We start from the raw sequence: 16,312 nt of genomic DNA, 5'->3' as shown, positions 1-16,312 counted from the left end.
CTGATCACTGTGTGCGACGGGGTACGCGCGCACCGAAACGTGAGTAGTCTCGAATCCATGAGGGACCACCCCCACGGCAGCCACACGCCGTACCCCGAGGTGTGGACCGGACGCGCCACCAACCGGATCCAGTGGCTGCTGGCCACGCTGGGCGCGGCCTGCATGGCGCTCGGCATCGAACTCGCCGTCGACTCCGCCTGGACGTCCGGCATCCTCCCGCTCGCGATGGCCGTCGTCGGCTGCATCGCGGCCGGGCTGCTGGTCCTGTTCGGCACCCTCGCCTTCGTGCACGTCGCCCTCAGGGTGGACCGGGAGTCCCTGGAGGTGCGCTGCGGCCACATCGGCGTACCGCGCCGCCGCATCCCGCTCTCCCGGGTCGTCGACGCCGAGTTCATCGCCCACGTCACCCCGCGCCACTGGGGCGGCTGGGGCTACCGGTGGCGGCCCGAGAAGGGCACCGCCGTCGTCGTACGCCGTGGCGAGGGGCTGCTGCTGCGGCTGTGGGACGGGCACACGTTCACGGTCACCGTGGACGACGCGGAGGCCGCCGTACGCGTCATCCGCGAACGCCTGCGGCCAGCGGCCTCGGGGCGCCCGGGACCGGCCGCGCGCTGATCACACCTGCCGGGCCGGGACGCCGTGCGGGCTGCCCGGAGGGCCCTGCGCCAGCGGGCGGGCGGTGGCCAGCCCGGCGAGCAGGCCCGCGCCCGCGGTGACCGTGGTGAAGCTCAGCGCGTTGCCCACCGAGGCGACCACCGCGAGCGCGGTCAGCGCCGCGCCCGCCGTGAGGGCGACCGGCGTGGGGCGGGCGGTGCGCCACAGCGCGAACAGCATCCAGCAGTACACCCCCGCCAGCAACAGCACGCCGACGACGCCCTGCTCGGCCGCCTGCTGGAGCGGCGCCGAGTGCGGCTTGCCGTCGGAGAGCGGCAACCGCGCCACCGTGGGACTCAGCTCCCCGAACCGGCCGGGCCCGACGCCGAGCCCGGCGTCCCCGCGCGCCATGGCCAGCGCGTCGTGCCACAGCTCCACGCGGTGCGCGGTGAGCTGGCCCTCCAGCGCCACCGTGAGCCCGTCGGGCAGCGCCCGTCCGGCCACCGCCCAGATCGTGCCGGTCGTCAGCGCCGCCGCCAGCGCCAGCCCGGCCAGGCCCACCCCGCGCCCCCGCATCCGGCCCGCGGCGAGGGAGCAGAGCAGCACCGCCGTGCAGGCGGTCACCCCGATGGCGGAACCGAGCAGCAGCGCCGTCACCGCCATCCCCGCCGCCAGCAGCCGCAGGGCCAGCCGCACGCCCGGCGCGGCGGCGGCCCAGGCCGCGCAGCAGGCGGCGCCGGTGGCCAGCGCGAGCAGCGCGGCGACCGCGCCGGAGTGGCCGAGCGGCGCGTCGGGACGCGCCGCCCCCGGGGCGAGCCACGGCACGGCCACCGCCAGCGCCAGCCCGGCCACGGCCCCGACGCCGGGCGCCGCCACCGGCAGCACCGCCCCGGCGATCCGCCCCGCCGCGTGGCCCGCGGCCACCGCGAGCACCGCGAGGAGCACCCCCTCGGGGCGCCCGCCGTGCACCGCGGCCGACACCACCGCCCACACCGCGCACCCCGTCAGGACGACGGCCCCCGCCGCGTCGGAGGCGCTGCGTCTTTCCCCCTCGGCGTCCGGACCGGCCACCGATGTCATCCCCGTGGACCCCACCCCGCGCCCCCCGCACCCCGGCCGCCCCCGCGACCCGTGATCGCCCGCCGCCGCGGGCGTGACGCCCGGCCGTGCGACGAAGGCTCCGGCTCACCGTAACGGCTGGTGGGCGATTTGGGGATGACTGGCGCGAGGTCCCGCGGAAACGATCAGGCACCCTCCGGGAGGGCCGCGCGGACCGTACTTGTCGGCGGCGCGGTCACCCGCCGTACACTCCCCGGGTGACCGTCACCGCAACCTCCGTGGGCCCGTCGGACCAGGCACAGCCCGAGACCGCGCCCCGGCCGCGGGCCGCCCGGCTGCTGCGTCTCGTCCCGGCCGCCGCCGCGGCGCTCTCCGGAGCGCTGCTCTACGTCAGCTTCCCGCCGCGCACCCTGTGGTGGCTGGCCCTGCCCGCCTTCGCCGTCCTCGGCTGGGTGCTGCGCGGCCGGAGCTGGAAGGCGGGCGCGGGCCTCGGCTACCTCTTCGGCCTCGGCTTCCTGCTGCCGCTGCTGGTGTGGACCGGCGTCGAGGTCGGCCCCGGCCCGTGGCTCGCCCTGGTCGTCATCGAGGCGCTCTTCGTCGCGCTGGTCGGCGCGGGCGTCGCGGCGGTGTCGAGGCTGCCCGGCTGGCCGCTGTGGGCGGCGGCGCTGTGGACCGCGGGCGAGGCGGCACGCGCGCGTGTCCCCTTCAACGGCTTCCCCTGGGGCAAGGTCGCCTTCGGCCAGGCCGACGGCGTCTTCCTGCCGCTCGCCGCGGTCGGCGGCACCCCGGTGCTCGGCTTCGCGGTGGTGCTGTGCGGCTTCGGCCTGTACGAGACCGTACGGCTGCTCCTCGCACGGCGCGCGGGGACGGCCGTACGACGCCCCGTCGCGGCCCTCGCGCTGCTGAGCCTGGCGCTGCCGGTGGCGGCGGCGCTCGCCGCGCGTCCGCTGGTCAGCGACGCGGCCGAGGACGGCACCGTCACGGTCGCGCTGATCCAGGGCAACGTGCCCCGCGCGGGACTGGGCTTCAACGACCAGCGCCGCGCCGTCCTCGACTACCACGCGCGGGAGACCGAGCGGCTGGCCGCCGAGGTCCGCGCGGGCAAGGTCGCACGGCCCGACTTCGTGCTCTGGCCGGAGAACTCCTCCGACATCGACCCGTTCGCCAACGCCGACGCGCGGGCCGTCATCGACGGTGCCGCGCGGGCCATCGGCGCCCCCATCTCGGTGGGCGGCGTCGTCTCCCGGGACGGCGAACTGCTCAACGAGCAGATCCTGTGGGACCCCGACAAGGGCCCCGTCGACACCTACGACAAGCGGCAGATCCAGCCGTTCGGCGAGTACCTGCCGCTGCGCTCGCTGCTCGACGCCGTCAACGAGAACTGGACCAGCATGGTCCGCCAGGACTTCAGCCGGGGCACCGAGCCCGGCGTGTTCACCCTGGACGGCGCCCGCGTGGGCCTCGCCACCTGTTACGAGGCCGCCTTCGACTGGGCGGTGCGCGACACCGTCACCGACGGCGCCCAGATGATCTCCGTACCCAGCAACAACGCCACCTTCGACCGCAGCGAGATGACCTACCAGCAGCTCGCCATGTCCCGGATCCGCGCCGTCGAGCACAGCCGGACCGTCACCGTCCCGGTGACCAGCGGCGTCAGCGCCGTCATCATGCCGGACGGGCGGATCACCCAGCGCACCGGCATGTTCGTCGCCGACTCGCTGGTGCAGGAGGTGCCGCTGCGCTCCTCCAGGACCCCCGCCACCGAACTGGGCATCCTGCCGGAGATCGCCCTGGTGCTGGTCGCCGCGGGCGGTGTCGGCTGGGCGGTCGCCGCCGGTGTGCGCGGGCGGCGCGCGGGTGACGTGTAGCGGTACGACCGCCGTACGCCCCCGGCGCTGGTCCGGGGCCCCGGTGGCGGCCCGTTAGGGTCGGTGCCATGGCAACTCCTGACTTCATCACCACCTTGCGCGCGTCCGCCGGTCACCAGCTCCTGTGGCTCCCCGGAGTCACCGCCGTCGTCTTCGACGACGAGGGCAGGGTGCTGCTGAACCGGCGCTCGGACACCCGGAAGTGGGCGGTGATCGGCGGCATCCCGGAGCCGGGCGAGCAGCCCGCGGCGTGCGCCGTGCGGGAGGTCGAGGAGGAGACCGCGGTGCGCTGCGTCGCCGAGCGGGTCGTGGTGGTGCAGGCCCTCAGCCCCGTCACCTACGACAACGGCGACCTGTGCCAGTACATGGACATCACCTTCCGCTGCCGTGCCGTCGGCGGGGCGGCACGTGTCAACGACGACGAGTCGCTGGAGGTCGGCTGGTTCGCGGTGGACGCCCTGCCCGACCTCAACGAGTTCGGCCGACTGCGGATCAAACAGGCCATGTCCGAGGGCCCCACATGGTTCGAGCCCACAAGCCTTCAGTGAAGTATGGGTGGTGACCACATGGGTCGGGGGGTAAGCGCTGCCTAGGGTCGGACCATGAGCCTGTCCCGTGCCCTCCCTGGCGCCCCCGACCCCACACTCGACCTCGGCGGTCGCACCGCCCTCGTCACCGGTGCCGCCGGTGGCATCGGCCGCGCCTGCGCGCTGCGGCTGGCCGCCGCCGGGGCCAAGGTCAGAGCCGTCGACCGCGACGACGCCGGTCTCGCGGCGCTCGCCGAGGCCGCCGCGGGCCTGCCGGGCACCGTCGAACCGCGGCTGCTCGACCTCACCGACCTGGACGCCGCCGAACACGCCGCCGCGGGCACCGACGTCCTGGTCAACAACGCCGGACTGCAACTGGTGCGGCCCATCGAGGAGTTCCCGCCCGACGTCTTCCACACCGTGCTCACCGTGATGCTGGAGGCGCCGTTCCGGCTGATCCGCGGCGCCCTGCCGCACATGTACGGGCAGGGCTGGGGCCGCATCGTCAACGTGTCCTCCGTGCACGGGCTGCGCGCCTCGGCGTACAAATCGGCGTACGTGGCCGCCAAGCACGGCATGGAGGGGCTGTCGAAGACCGCCGCCCTGGAGGGCGCCGCCCACGGCGTGACCTCCAACTGCGTCAACCCCGGCTATGTGCGCACCCCGCTGGTCGAGCGGCAGCTCGCCGACCAGGCGAAGGCGCACGGCATCCCCGAGGAGCGGGTGCTCACCGAGGTGCTGCTCCAGGACAGCGCCCTCAAGCGGCTCATCGAACCGGAGGAGGTCGCGGAGGCCGTGGCCTACCTGTGCGGGCCGCGGGCGTCCTTCATGACGGGGACGTCCCTCGTCCTCGACGGCGGCTGGACCGCGCACTGACCTGCCCGGAACCGGGGGCCGCGGAAGTTATCCACAGGGCTGACGGGACGCCCGGGTGATGAGGAATCCTGTGACCATGTCCCGTGATCACGCGCAGTCCGCGCCCCGCCCGGCAACCGAGACGCCGCACCGCTCGGCGGAGCGGGTGGCCGAGCCGCTGGTCGTGGGCGTCGAGGCGCCGTACCTGGAGCTGCTGGCCCGGGGGGCCGCCGCCGACGCCTATGAGCAGCCCGTGCTGCTCGCCCGCGCCGGGGGCCACCCGGCCGAGCGGATCGCCGCCCTGGAGCACGCCAAGCTGCTCGCGCTGCGGGTGCGCGCCGAGCTGGAGGGGCGCCGCCGCCGCGAGGCCGAGCTGTCGGCGCTCTTCGAGACCGCCCACGACCTGGCCGGGCTGCGCGACCTCGACGCCGTCCTCCAGGCGATCGTGCAGCGCGCCCGCTCCCTGCTCGGCACCGACGTCGCCTACCTCAGCCTCAACGACCCCGAGCGCGGCGACACCTACATGCGGGTCACCGAGGGCTCCGTCGCCGCCCGCTTCCAGCAACTGCGGCTCGGCATGGGGGAGGGGCTCGGCGGCCTCGTCGCCCAGACCGCCCGGCCGTACGTCACCGAGGACTACTTCCAGGACGAGCGCTTCCAGCACACCACCGCCATCGACTCCGGCGTCCGCGACGAGGGCCTGGTCGCCATCCTCGGCGTCCCGCTGATGCTGGGCCACCACGTCATCGGCGTGCTCTACGCCGCCGACCGCCGCGCCCGGGTCTTCGAACGGGAGCAGATCGCCCTGCTCGGCTCGTTCGCCGCACTGGCCGCCGCCGCCATCGACACCGCCAACCTGCTCACCGAGACCCGCGCCGCGCTCGCCGGTCTGGAGCGCGCCAACGAGATCATCCAGGACCGCAGCGGCGTCATCGAACGCGCCTCCGAGGTGCACGACCGGCTCGCCGAGCTGGTGCTGCGCGGCGGCGGCGTGCACGACGTGGCCGCCGCGGTCGCCGAGGTCCTCGACGGCACGGTGGAGTTCACCGAGGCCGCCGCCGCGCCCCCCGAGGCGCTGGAGGCGTCCCGCGCCGAGGGCCACGCCGTCCGGCACGGCGACGGCTGGATCGCCGCCGTCGCCGCGGGCGGTGAACTCCTCGGCGCCCTGGTGCTGCGCGGCCACCCGAACCTCGACCCCGTCGACCAGCGCACCCTGGAGCGGGCCGCGATGGTCACCTCCCTGCTGCTGCTCGCCCGGCGCTCCGCCGCCGAGGCCGAGCAGCGGGTCCGCGGCGAACTCCTCGACGACCTGCTCGACGCCCGCGACCGCGACCCGCGCCTGCTGCGCGAACGCGCCACCCGGCTGCGCGCCGACCTGGACGCCACCCACGTCGTGCTCGCCGCCCGTCTCGACGGCACCGCCGCCGACGCCGAGCAGGAGGCCGACGCCCGCCGTCGCCTGTGGTCCGCTGCCTCCCACCTCGCCGCCACCCGGCAGGGCCTGGCCGCCGCCCGCGACGGCGGCACCGTCCTGCTGCTGCCGCTCACCCCCGGCGACACCGCCACCGCCGTGGCCCGCCGCACCGCACGGCAGCTCGGCACCGCGGTGCACGAGGCGGTCACCGTCGGCGCCTCCGCCCCGGTCGCGGACCTCGCCGAGCACCCGGAGGCGGTGGCCGCCGCCTACGCCGAGGGCCGCCGCTGCCTGGACGCCCTGCGGCTGCTGGGCCGCGCCGGGGACGGCGCCGCCGCCGAGGACTTCGGCTTCCTCGGGCTGCTGCTGGCCACCGACCGGGACATCGCCGGGTTCGTGGACCGCACCATCGGCCAGGTGACGTCGTACGACGACCGCCGCGGCACCGAGCTGCTGCGCACCCTGGACGCCTACTTCGCCTGCGGCATGAGCCCCGCCCGCACCAAGGACGAGCTGCACGTGCACGTCAACACCGTCGCCCAGCGCCTGGAGCGCGTCGGACGGCTCCTCGGCGACGACTGGCAGAGCCCCGCCCGCGCCCTGGAGATCCAGCTCGCCCTGCGCCTGCACCGCCTGTCCGCCCCCGAACGCCACTGACCCCCGCACGCGGGCCGCGTACGGGGGCCGGGAGCCCTGCCGAGGATCAGACGGAGTGCGCGTCCGCCTTGCGGACGTCGGCGGTGCCGGTCTCGTCGGCCGGTCCCACGTCGGACAGGTCGCGGTGCCGGGTCTCCTTCGCCGCCCCGACGGCGACCACGGTCAGCAGGGCCGCCGCGATGACGTACAGGGCGATCGGGGTGGAGCTGCCGTAGTCGTCCAGCAGCGCGGTGGCGATCAGCGGGGCGGGGGCACCGGCGGCGACCGAGGAGAACTGCGCGCCGATGGAGGCGCCGGAGTAGCGCATCCGGGTCGCGAACATCTCGGAGAAGAACGCCGCCTGCGGCGCGTACATCGCCCCGTGCATCACCAGGCCCACGGTCACCGCGAAGACCAGGCTGCCGAAGCTGGCGGTGTCGATGAGCGCGAAGAACGGGAACATCCAGGCGCCGATGCCGACCGCGCCGATCAGGTACACCGGCCGCCGTCCGACGCGGTCCGACAGCGCGCCCCACAGCGGGATCACCGCGAAGTGCACGGCGGACGCGATGAGGACGGCGTTCAGCGCGGTCTGCTTGGACAGGCCGGTCTCGTTGGTGGCGTAGACGAGGATGAACGCGGTGATGACGTAGTAGCTGATGTTCTCCGCCATCCGGGCGCCCATCGCCACCAGCACATCGCGCCAGTGGTGCCGCAGCACCGCCACCAGCGGCAGCTTCTCGGTCTCCGCCGCGCGCTCCGCCTTGCGCGCCTCGGCCCGCTCCAGCGCCTGCCGGAACACCGGCGACTCGTCCACCGACAGCCGGATCCACAGCCCGACGATCACCAGCACGCCGGAGAGCAGGAACGGCACCCGCCAGCCCCAGGACTCGAACGCCGCGTCCGAGAGCACCGCCGTCAGCAGCGACAGCACGCCGGTGGCGAGCAACTGGCCCGCGGGCGCCCCGGTCTGCGGCCAGGACGCCCAGAAGCCGCGCCGCCGCGCGTCCCCGTGCTCGGAGACCAGCAGCACGGCGCCGCCCCACTCACCGCCGAGCGCGAACCCCTGGATGAGACGCAGCACCGTCAGCAGCACCGGGGCCGCGCTGCCGATCGTCGCGTGCGTCGGCATCAGCCCGATCGCGAAGGTCGCCCCGCCCATCATCAGCAGGCTCAGCACCAGCAGCTTCTTGCGGCCGAGCCGGTCCCCGAAGTGCCCGAAGACCAGCGCCCCGATCGGCCGGGCAGCGAAGCCGACCGCGTACGTCAGGAAGGACAGCAGCGTGCCGACGAGCGGGTCGGAGTCCGGGAAGAACAGCTTGTTGAAGACGAGCGCCGCCGCGGAGCCGTAGAGGAAGAAGTCGTACCACTCGATGGTGGTGCCGATGAGGCTGGCGGCGACGATGCGCTTGAGGTTGCCCGGGGATGGGGGAGCGGATGCTGCGGAGGCCATGTTCGCCACTTCCTCGTGTGCGGTGGGGACGGGTACGTGTCGGGACACGGTAGGAAGCAGCAGGTCAAGGGCACATGTGGTGGGGCACCATAGTTCAGCGCTTGGCTATGCGCGCAACCACCATGCTGGCTGGCGGCAGGGGCTTCAGGGGCGGGGGCCCGCCCACCCGCCCCGGCACCGCGCCTGGAGCAGGTGTTCATGACTCCACAGACGGCCATGTCCAAGGAACCGACGTCCTCCTCGGACAACCGTCCGGCCGCCGCTCACCTGATGCCCTCACTGGGTTCGCCAGCCGCCACCCCCTGTCGCGTCACCCCGTCAAGGGCAGGCACTCGGCCAGCAGGTCCACCACGTCGCGCCAGGCCGCTCCGCGTGCCGTGGGTGGTGGGCGACGCCGGGGACCACCGGCTGGTCGACGGGAGGGTGGTGGAAGGCGTGCAGGGCGCCGCCGTAGAGGACGAGGCGCCAGTCGACACCCGCGTCCTGTATCTCGGTGGCGAACGCCTCCCGCTGGGCCGGAGGCATGATCGGGTCCTCCGATCCGACCCCGGCCCACACCGGGCACCGGATGCGCGCCGCCTCGCCCGGCCGACCGGTGGTGAGGGCGTTGACGGTGCCGATGGCCCGCAGGTCGACGCCGTCGCGGCCGAGTTCGAGGGCGATCGCGCCCCCGGTGCCGTAGCCGATGGCGGCGATCCGGTCGGGGTCGGTGCGTGGTTCGGCGCGCAGGACGTCGAGGGCCGCGTGGCCGATGTCCCGCATCCGTTCCGGGGCGCTGAGCAGAGGGGTGGCGCGCGCCAGCATCTCCTCGGGGTCGGTGAACCAGCGTCCGCCGTTGATGTCGAAGGCCAGTGCCACATAGCCGAGTTCGGCCAGGGCGTCGGCACGGTGCCGCTGGAAGTCGTTCAGCCCCGGCCCCTCGGGGCCGATCAGGACCGCGGGCCGACGGCCGCTGCCAGCCGGGAGCGCGAGGTGGCTGACCATCGTCAGGCCGTCGGCCGGATACGTGACCGTGCGCGTCGTAACCGTCGTCGTCATGGGCACAGACTGTAATCGGTGGGAGTCGTTGGGGGTGGCTGACGCCGCCGGGGGTGGAGGGATCGGTGTGCGTTCGACGTGCGGTCTTTCTCCGTTGAGTGGTGGGTGTGGGTCGACCGGACGGCGGACCTCGCGCGGGTGTCGGTGTTGACGCAGAGTGAGGTAGGGGGGTGGCGAAGCGTCGAGTCCGGCATTCCTCTTGCGCGGTGGGTATTTCGCCCTGGCTTGATCCAGGCGTCGATTATTCCCCTATGTGCCCATGAATGAGGGGGCGGGTTCGCGGGGCGGGACTTCCGTGCCCGGGAGGGGAACGTGTATCCCCCCTATTTTCAAGCCAGTTGAGCGTCATGCGCGTCCTCTGCTGTCAGCGAACCGCCTGTCTCTTCCCAACGGTGCGGGCTGAATAGCGTGTTAGCTTCACGGTTGGGTGGGGGCGCTCGCACCCGCCGCCTTGCCCGCGCGCGAACAAAGGAGTGGAACGGATGAGTAATCAGCAGTTGCCTTTCGCTGCACAGCAGACGATGCCCTATGCCCGGGCCAATGGTGACATCATTGGCTCGGACGCGGTCTACAACCGCCTTCTCGACGACCGGATCGTCTTTCTGGGCAAGGAAGTCGACGACGAAATCGCCAACCGCATTACGGCGCAGATGCTGATGCTCGCCTCGGACCCGACCCGTGACATCTACCTGTACATCCACTCGCCGGGTGGCTCGGTCACCGCGGGTATGGCTGTCTACGACACGATGCAGTACATCAAGAACGATGTCGTGACCATCGCGATGGGATTCTGTGCCTCCATGGGGCAGTTCTTGCTCACCGCCGGGACGAAGGGCAAGCGCTTCGCGCTGCCGCACACCAAGATCCTGATGCACCAGCCCTCGGCGGGCCTCGGGGGCTCGGCCTCCGACATCAAGGTCTACATGGACCAACTGATCCGCACCAAGCAGGAGATGGCCGAGCTCATCGCCTACCACTCCGGCCAGGACGCCGAGACGATCACGCGTGACTCCGACCGTGACCGCTGGTTCACCGCCCAGGAGGCCAAGGAGTACGGCCTGATCGACGAGGTCCTGTCGTCGGGCGACAACCACCCCGCCCTGGGTTCGAGCGCCCAGTCGTCTTCCTGACCGGCACGTTCGGCCACCCCCCAGAAGGGCCAAGTCCAGTGAGCACGCCCATGTCCACCCCCGCGGCAGGTCCGGCCGGATCCGGCCGACTGCGCCCCGAAAGCCGCTACGTCACGCCGCGCTTCGTCGAGCGCACCGCCCAGGGCACCAGGGAGTACGACCCCTACGCGAAGCTCTTCGAGGAGCGCGTGATCTTCCTCGGCCACGAGCTCGACGACGTCGTCGCGAACGACGTCATGGCCCAGTTACTCTGCCTTGAGTCGCTGGATCCGCAGCGGGACATCTCCATGTACATCAACTCGCCCGGTGGTGACCTCACGTCGCTCACCGCGGTGTACGACACGATGCAGTTCGTGCAGCCCGACATCCAGACGGTCTGCCTGGGGCAGGCCAGTTCGGTGGCCGCCCTGATCCTCGCCGCGGGCACGCCCGGCAAGCGCCTGGCGCTACCGGGGGCCCGGGTCGTCCTCAGCCAGCCGCACAGCCCCGGCAGCCAGGGCCAGGTCTCCGACCTGGTGATCCACGGCCGCGAGGTGCAGCGGCAGCGAGACCTCGTCGAGGGGTTCCTCGCCCGCCACACCGGCCGTGATATCGCCAAGGTCCACCAGGACATCGAGCGAGACCGCGTGCTCACGGCGGAGCAGGCCCTGGAGTACGGGATCGTCGACCAGGTGGTGTCCCCGCGTTCGGTCGCAGGGGTCCGCTGACCCTTCCCGTTCCGCCCGCCTTCTCGCACGTCCCTTCCGAATACCGTGAGCCCGGCGCAAGTGCGGAAGTATCTCGCCGGGCTCATTGGCGTGCCCGTTTCCCCGCTGGGTTTCTCTCAGGCGACTTTGAGTCGCTGGGCGGGTCTGTGCCCGGTCTGTCCTTGACCATTGGACTGCTTTGGCCAGGCGTTTAGCGGTTGCGTGGCGCATGATTCACGCCACTGTCGCGGATGGTGGAACCTTGAACACCTTGTGCCACCACCGGGTTTGGTGTTCCATCTGTGGCTGAAGAGACCATCTAAGTGAGCGGCCGTGCTCGGAGTGGTCGGCGGGGCCGGTAACCCGGGCCTGAGGGAAGGGAATTTCCGTCGTGACCGAGACCGAAAATGCCGCCACCGATTCCGCGACACCCGGCTTAACCGACGGCCCCGGAGGGGTCGAGGTGCTCGCCTCCCTCAGCCCCGACTTCACCGCCGACCCGTACGTCGCCTACGCGCGGCTGCGTGAGCGCGGTCCGGTGCACGAGGTCATCACGCCCGACCGAGGCCGGGTGTGGCTCGTGGTCGGGTACGAGGCCGCGCGCGAGGCCTTCGTCGCCCCCCAGCTCAGCCGGGACTGGCACCGCGAGTGGCGGCAGAGCGGCTGGAGCCCGCCGTACGCGCTGAACATGCTCGGCAACGCCAACATGCTGATGAGCGACCCGCCCCACCACACCCGGCTGCGGAAGCTGGTCGCGCGGGAGTTCACGGCCCGGCGGGTCGAGGCGATGCGGGGCCGCGTCCAGGAGATCACCGACGAACTGCTGGACCGCATGACGGCGGACGGAGCGCGCCGCGCCGACCTCATCGACGCGTTCGCCTCCCCGCTCCCCATGATCGTCATCTCCGAGCTGCTCGGCGTCCCCAACCTGGACCGCGCCGCCTTCCACGCCTGGTCCAACGAGACCCTCGCGCCCACCAGCCCCGAGGCGGAGAAGGACGCGTACGAGCACGTCATGCCGTATCTCACGGGGCTCATCGCCGCCAAGCGCGAGAACCCGGGCGACGACCTGCTCAGCGCCCTCGTGCACACGGTCGACGAGGGCGGCGACCGGCTCACCGAGGACGAGCTGGTCTCCTTGGCCTTCCTGCTGCTCGTCGCCGGGCACGAGACGACCGTCAACACGATCGGCAACGCCGTACGCGCCCTCTTCGCGCACCCCGAGCAACTCGCGGCCGTACGGGCCGATCCGGCGGGGCTGGCGGAGGGCGTGGTGGAGGAGACGCTGCGCTGGGACGGGCCGGTGGAGACCACCACACCGCGCATCGCCCTGGAGGAGACCGAGATCGCCGGTGTACGGGTGCCGCGCGGTGCCATCGTGCTGATCACCATGGCGGGCGCGGACCGCGACCCGGCGCGCTTCCCCGACCCGGACCGCTTCGACGTACGCCGCAGCGACGCCCGGGCCCACCTCTCCTTCGGTCACGGGATGCACTTCTGTCTGGGCGCCCCCCTCGCCCGCCTGGAGGGCGAGGTGGCGCTGCGCACGCTCCTGGAGCGCTGCCCCGACCTGACGGCGGACGGGGAGCCGGGAGAGTGGCTCCCGGGGATGCTGATCCGGGGGGTGCGGGAACTGCCGGTGCGGTGGTGAGACGGCCCGCCGCGGGGCGGGCTGACGGGCGGGTGAGCGGTTGCGGCACGACGTATGTCCATTCCGCGGAGAGCACCAACCGAAGAGAACCGGACGTCGCGGAACGTGACTGCCTCATAGCCAAAAGCGCTTGCTCGCGAGCTGCGAGAAACGTGGAGGACACACTGTGAAGGAATCTTCGGAGACGGCCTTAGACGAGCTGTGGAAGCTGGTGTACACCAGCTTCCGGTTCCCGTTCATGCACGCCGCCATGCGCCTGGGGCTCTTCACCCTGCTCAAGGACCGGCCGGGCAGCGGTCTTGACGAGATCACCGCCGAACTCGGGCTGCGGGAACGTGCCGGACACGTGCTGCTCCTCGGGTGCAGTGCCTTCGGCCTCGTACGCAAGGACGGCGACGGCTACCACAACACCGCGGCCACCGACCTGCTGGCGGGCGATCAGGACGCGTTCATGCCGGTGATCGTCCGCTACACCCACGAGATGCTGTACCAGCCGATCGGCTGGCTCCACGAGTCCCTGGTGAACGACACCAACGAGGGCCTGCACCGCGAACTGCTCGCCAACTCCCCGGCGACCACGCTCTACGAGCTGCTCGGGGAGGACAAGAACCTGGAGCAGGTCTTCACGGCGATGATGGAGCACCAGAGCCGCTCGGTCGTCGAGGACCTCGTCAACGCCGTGGACTTCTCCTCGTACACGAAGGTGCTCGACGTCGGCGGCGGCACCGGGACCAACTCCATCGGGTTCGTGCAGCGCTGGCCGCACCTCCGGGCGACCATCCTCGAACTTCCCAACGTGGCGGAGATGGCCGCCGCCCGCGTCGCCGAGGCGGGCCTCACCGATCGCGTCACCGCGGTCGGGACCGACATCTGGAAGGACGAGTTCCCCTCGTCCCACGACTGCGTCGTCTACTCCCGCTTCCTGGAGATCTGGTCGCCCGACCAGGTACGCGACCTCTTCGCGAAGACGTACCGCGCCCTGGAGCCGGGCGGTCACATGGTGATCGTCGCGTGTGCCCAGGACGACGACGAGACCGGGCCCGCCCACGCCGCGTTCATGGCGGGGTACGTCCAGACGGTCGCGTCACCCGAGGGCCGTATCTACACGGCGCGGGAGTTCGAGCAGTGGTTCACCGAAGCGGGCTTCGAGCCGATGGACCGCCAGTACCCGGGCCGCTTTGACGTCATCCTGCGGGCCCGCAAGCCCCTCGACAGGTAAGTCCGGTCCGCTCCGTGCCGCCCCGCCGATCCGCCGGGCGGGCCACCGCGACCGTCTGACACGGGACGGCCCGCCCGTCAGGGCGCGGTCGCATCACTTCGTCGGGTGACGCACCCTCCACGCATTCCGTGCGGCCTCGCGCGCCGCCCCGCCCGCCCTCCCGCCTCCTCGGCGTCGGGGGGCGGGGCGGCGTGCCCTGTTCGCGTCCCCGCGCCGCTTCCACGAAAGGGAGCCTGAGCAGTGAACTCGTCTGACCGGCTTGCCATCGTCACCGGTGGCACCAAGGGAATCGGTCTCGCCTTCAGCCGCCGTCTGACCCGGATGGGATTCCGGGTGGTCGCCACCTACCGCAGTGACGAGGAGTCGGCGAACCTCGCCCTGCGGGAGGTGGAGAAGGGGCTGTCCGTCGTACGGTCGAACGTGTCAGACCCGGACGAGGTCGCCGGACTCGCGGAACTCGTACGGACCGAGCACGGCGTCCCGCGGGTCCTGGTGAACAACGCCGGTCTCAACATCGACCGTCCGGTGCTGGAGATCTCCGACTCCGACTGGCGCCGGGTCCTGGACACCAATCTGTCCGGCCCGTTCTACATGACGCGGGCCTTCGCCCCGGCCATGCTGGAGGCCGGTGGCGGTTCCATCGTCAACATCGGTGCGACCACGGCGATCCGGCCCCGGCTGAACGGCGCCAACTACTGTTCGAGCAAAGCCGGGCTGCTCCATCTCACCAAGTGCCTGGCCATGGAACTCGCCCCGAGCATCCGCGTGAACTGCCTCATTCCGGGAATGATCGACACGGAGGAAATGCGGACGCGGTACCGCGTGGCCGAGCCGGAGTACAGGGACGCGCTGCTGAGTGAGATACCGCAGCGCCGAATAGGCGCCACCGACGAGATGGCCGACGCACTGGAATTCCTGATCGGTGACGGCGCCACCTACGTCACGGGTCAGAAGCTGATCGTGGACGGCGGCCAGTTCATGTGGTGAGGAATCGCCAGCACTCCCTTGAATTCCTGTGATTCCCTAGGAAGAGGAACAGTCATGCGATCACGCCTTGAGCGCTACCAGGAGTTCCTGGAGCAGGAGTACCACGCGGGGTTCACCAAGTTCGACGAGTATGACATCTCCGGCATCTCCTCCGACCTTCTGAAACGGCTGAAGAACGGCCACTTCACACGTGTCGTCTTCAGCGGAATGGGCTGCTCGGCCATCGTGTCGGACGTCATCAAGGTGTTCTTCGACGCGATCCGCAGCGAGCTCGAAGTGTATGTCTTCAACGACTACGACTTCGAGTACCTCGTGCCGCGCGCGGTGATCGAGGACGAACGCACGCTCATCATCCTGAGTTCGTACAGCGGCTACTCCAACGAGCCGGTCCACGCCTTCCACGCGCTGCGCCCCCTGCACGACCGGGTGCTGCTGCTCACCTCGGGCGGTCGGCTCGGCGAACTGGGTGAGGAGCACGGCGTGTCCATCGCGCGCTGGACGCTGAGCAAGCCGGACCGCGAGTACCCGCTGTTCCACGTCGGCCAGTACTTCTCGATCCTGATGGACATGTTCCTGCAGCTCGGTCTGCTGGACAAGGACTACGGGCCCGAGGTCCGCGCCCTGGCCGAGCACCTGCGGTCCGACTTCACCCCCGAGTTACGCGCCCTCGCCGCGGACGCCGCCGCCCGCAGCGAGAACGCCAACGTCATCATGCTCGGTTCGCCCAAGTGGCACGAGAGCCTGCTGAAGCTGGCCAAGATGCACTTCAACGAGATCGCCATGGTCCCGGCGACGCGCAATTTCTTCCACGAGTTCTGCCACAGCGAGGTCGCCACGCTCACCGACCCCGAGCGAAGGCACAGCGTCCTCGTCTTCGCCGACCCGGAAGAGGACGACTACACCCGGGCCAAGCGGAGGAACCTGGTGGCGTTGCTGACCGCCCCGATCCCGCAGAACGCGAAGGTCACCGTCACCGAGATCGAACTCGACCAGCCGACGTTCCTCCGGCAGTACTTCACGGCCCTGGAGTTCGTCCAGTACCTCACCCTCGACCTGGGCAGGGCGCGGGAGACGAAGTCGCGCAACCTCATATCCGAGGCCGCCGGAAACCCCTGGTACCACGGCAGCACCATCGCCGCTGAGAAAGAAGGTAGCTGAACAGTCCGGGAATCGAAGGCCAGAGCCGAGGAAAAAT

Annotated in this window: 13 protein-coding genes and 1 pseudogene; 11 read left to right on the top strand and 3 right to left on the bottom strand. The window is 71.6% G+C overall.

Annotated elements, in window-relative coordinates; genetic code table 11:
- Nucleotides 1-57 precede the first annotated feature (57 nt).
- Nucleotides 58-615, top strand: coding sequence for a hypothetical protein (locus tag ACFQZ6_RS03215; protein ID WP_381604816.1), 558 nt, complete (start codon nt 58-60; stop codon nt 613-615).
- Here the strand turns inward: ACFQZ6_RS03215 and ACFQZ6_RS03210 are convergent, their stop codons facing one another.
- Nucleotides 616-1,674, bottom strand: a complete 1,059-nt coding sequence (locus ACFQZ6_RS03210) for an O-antigen ligase family protein (RefSeq protein WP_381604815.1) — start codon at nt 1,672-1,674, stop codon at nt 616-618. It abuts the gene before it with no gap.
- 236 nt (nt 1,675-1,910) lie between these two features.
- On the opposite strand from ACFQZ6_RS03210, the gene lnt reads away from it, so the two are divergent.
- The 4 genes from lnt (at nt 1,911) to ACFQZ6_RS03190 (ending at nt 6,974) form a co-directional block, all read left to right on the top strand.
- Nucleotides 1,911-3,521: an apolipoprotein N-acyltransferase gene (gene lnt, locus ACFQZ6_RS03205; protein ID WP_381604814.1), complete on the top strand. Its 1,611-nt coding sequence runs from the start codon at nt 1,911-1,913 to the stop codon at nt 3,519-3,521.
- Nucleotides 3,522-3,589: 68 nt separating this feature from the next.
- The gene (locus ACFQZ6_RS03200; protein WP_381604813.1) at nt 3,590-4,069 is read left to right on the top strand and encodes an NUDIX hydrolase; all 480 of its coding nucleotides are present in this window, start codon (nt 3,590-3,592) and stop codon (nt 4,067-4,069) included.
- A gap of 54 nt (nt 4,070-4,123) precedes the next feature.
- Entirely contained in the window at nt 4,124-4,924 is an 801-nt protein-coding gene (locus ACFQZ6_RS03195) for a 3-hydroxybutyrate dehydrogenase (protein ID WP_381604812.1), read from the top strand.
- 76 nt (nt 4,925-5,000) lie between these two features.
- On the top strand, nt 5,001-6,974 hold the full coding sequence (locus ACFQZ6_RS03190; protein ID WP_381604811.1) for a helix-turn-helix domain-containing protein: 1,974 nt from the start codon (nt 5,001-5,003) through the stop codon (nt 6,972-6,974).
- Between the two features lie 46 nt (nt 6,975-7,020).
- On the opposite strand, the gene ACFQZ6_RS03185 is transcribed toward ACFQZ6_RS03190, so the two are convergent.
- Both ACFQZ6_RS03185 and ACFQZ6_RS03180 read right to left on the bottom strand, forming a co-directional pair.
- Nucleotides 7,021-8,406 (bottom strand): MFS transporter, encoded by a 1,386-nt coding sequence (locus tag ACFQZ6_RS03185; RefSeq protein WP_381604810.1) that lies wholly within the window; start codon nt 8,404-8,406, stop codon nt 7,021-7,023.
- Between the two features lie 310 nt (nt 8,407-8,716).
- Nucleotides 8,717-9,444, bottom strand: a pseudogene (locus ACFQZ6_RS03180) (dienelactone hydrolase family protein).
- Nucleotides 9,445-9,965: 521 nt separating this feature from the next.
- Here ACFQZ6_RS03180 and ACFQZ6_RS03175 point away from each other — a divergent pair.
- The 6 genes from ACFQZ6_RS03175 to ACFQZ6_RS03150 all read left to right on the top strand — a co-directional run bounded on the left by ACFQZ6_RS03175 (nt 9,966) and on the right by ACFQZ6_RS03150 (nt 16,275).
- A complete protein-coding gene (locus ACFQZ6_RS03175; protein WP_381618033.1) occupies nt 9,966-10,574 on the top strand; it encodes an ATP-dependent Clp protease proteolytic subunit in 609 nt (202 codons plus the stop codon).
- A 50-nt stretch (nt 10,575-10,624) separates the two neighbouring features.
- Nucleotides 10,625-11,281 carry an ATP-dependent Clp protease proteolytic subunit gene (locus ACFQZ6_RS03170; RefSeq protein WP_381604809.1) on the top strand — a complete coding sequence of 219 codons (657 nt, stop codon included), beginning with the start codon at nt 10,625-10,627 and terminating at the stop codon, nt 11,279-11,281.
- A gap of 442 nt (nt 11,282-11,723) precedes the next feature.
- On the top strand, nt 11,724-12,911 hold the full coding sequence (locus ACFQZ6_RS03165; protein ID WP_381618030.1) for a cytochrome P450 family protein: 1,188 nt from the start codon (nt 11,724-11,726) through the stop codon (nt 12,909-12,911).
- A gap of 166 nt (nt 12,912-13,077) precedes the next feature.
- Nucleotides 13,078-14,130, top strand: coding sequence for a methyltransferase (locus ACFQZ6_RS03160; RefSeq protein ID WP_381604808.1), 1,053 nt, complete (start codon nt 13,078-13,080; stop codon nt 14,128-14,130).
- 240 nt (nt 14,131-14,370) lie between these two features.
- Nucleotides 14,371-15,117 carry an SDR family NAD(P)-dependent oxidoreductase gene (locus ACFQZ6_RS03155; RefSeq protein WP_381604807.1) on the top strand — a complete coding sequence of 249 codons (747 nt, stop codon included), beginning with the start codon at nt 14,371-14,373 and terminating at the stop codon, nt 15,115-15,117.
- Nucleotides 15,118-15,171: 54 nt separating this feature from the next.
- The gene (locus ACFQZ6_RS03150) at nt 15,172-16,275 is read left to right on the top strand and encodes an SIS domain-containing protein (RefSeq protein WP_381604806.1); all 1,104 of its coding nucleotides are present in this window, start codon (nt 15,172-15,174) and stop codon (nt 16,273-16,275) included.
- The last annotated feature ends 37 nt before the right edge of the window (nt 16,276-16,312 follow it).

The sequence above is a fragment of the Streptomyces flavalbus genome (assembly GCF_042674625.1).
Taxonomy (GTDB): domain Bacteria; phylum Actinomycetota; class Actinomycetes; order Streptomycetales; family Streptomycetaceae; genus Streptomyces; species Streptomyces flavalbus.
This window is presented reverse-complemented; position numbering and strand designations above follow the sequence as displayed.

What these genes read in the sequence shown, in the direction of transcription:
- ACFQZ6_RS03170 (WP_381604809.1), top strand. Translation starts at nt 10,625, where the DNA reads ATGTCCACCCCCGCGGCAGGTCCGGCCGGATCCGGCCGACTGCGCCCC.
- ACFQZ6_RS03185 (WP_381604810.1), bottom strand. Translation starts at nt 8,406, where the DNA reads ATGGCCTCCGCAGCATCCGCTCCCCCATCCCCGGGCAACCTCAAGCGC.
- ACFQZ6_RS03150 (WP_381604806.1), top strand. Translation starts at nt 15,172, where the DNA reads ATGCGATCACGCCTTGAGCGCTACCAGGAGTTCCTGGAGCAGGAGTAC.
- ACFQZ6_RS03200 (WP_381604813.1), top strand. Translation starts at nt 3,590, where the DNA reads ATGGCAACTCCTGACTTCATCACCACCTTGCGCGCGTCCGCCGGTCAC.
- ACFQZ6_RS03210 (WP_381604815.1), bottom strand. Translation starts at nt 1,674, where the DNA reads ATGACATCGGTGGCCGGTCCGGACGCCGAGGGGGAAAGACGCAGCGCC.
- ACFQZ6_RS03195 (WP_381604812.1), top strand. Translation starts at nt 4,124, where the DNA reads ATGAGCCTGTCCCGTGCCCTCCCTGGCGCCCCCGACCCCACACTCGAC.
- ACFQZ6_RS03190 (WP_381604811.1), top strand. Translation starts at nt 5,001, where the DNA reads ATGTCCCGTGATCACGCGCAGTCCGCGCCCCGCCCGGCAACCGAGACG.
- ACFQZ6_RS03215 (WP_381604816.1), top strand. Translation starts at nt 58, where the DNA reads ATGAGGGACCACCCCCACGGCAGCCACACGCCGTACCCCGAGGTGTGG.
- ACFQZ6_RS03175 (WP_381618033.1), top strand. Translation starts at nt 9,966, where the DNA reads ATGCCCTATGCCCGGGCCAATGGTGACATCATTGGCTCGGACGCGGTC.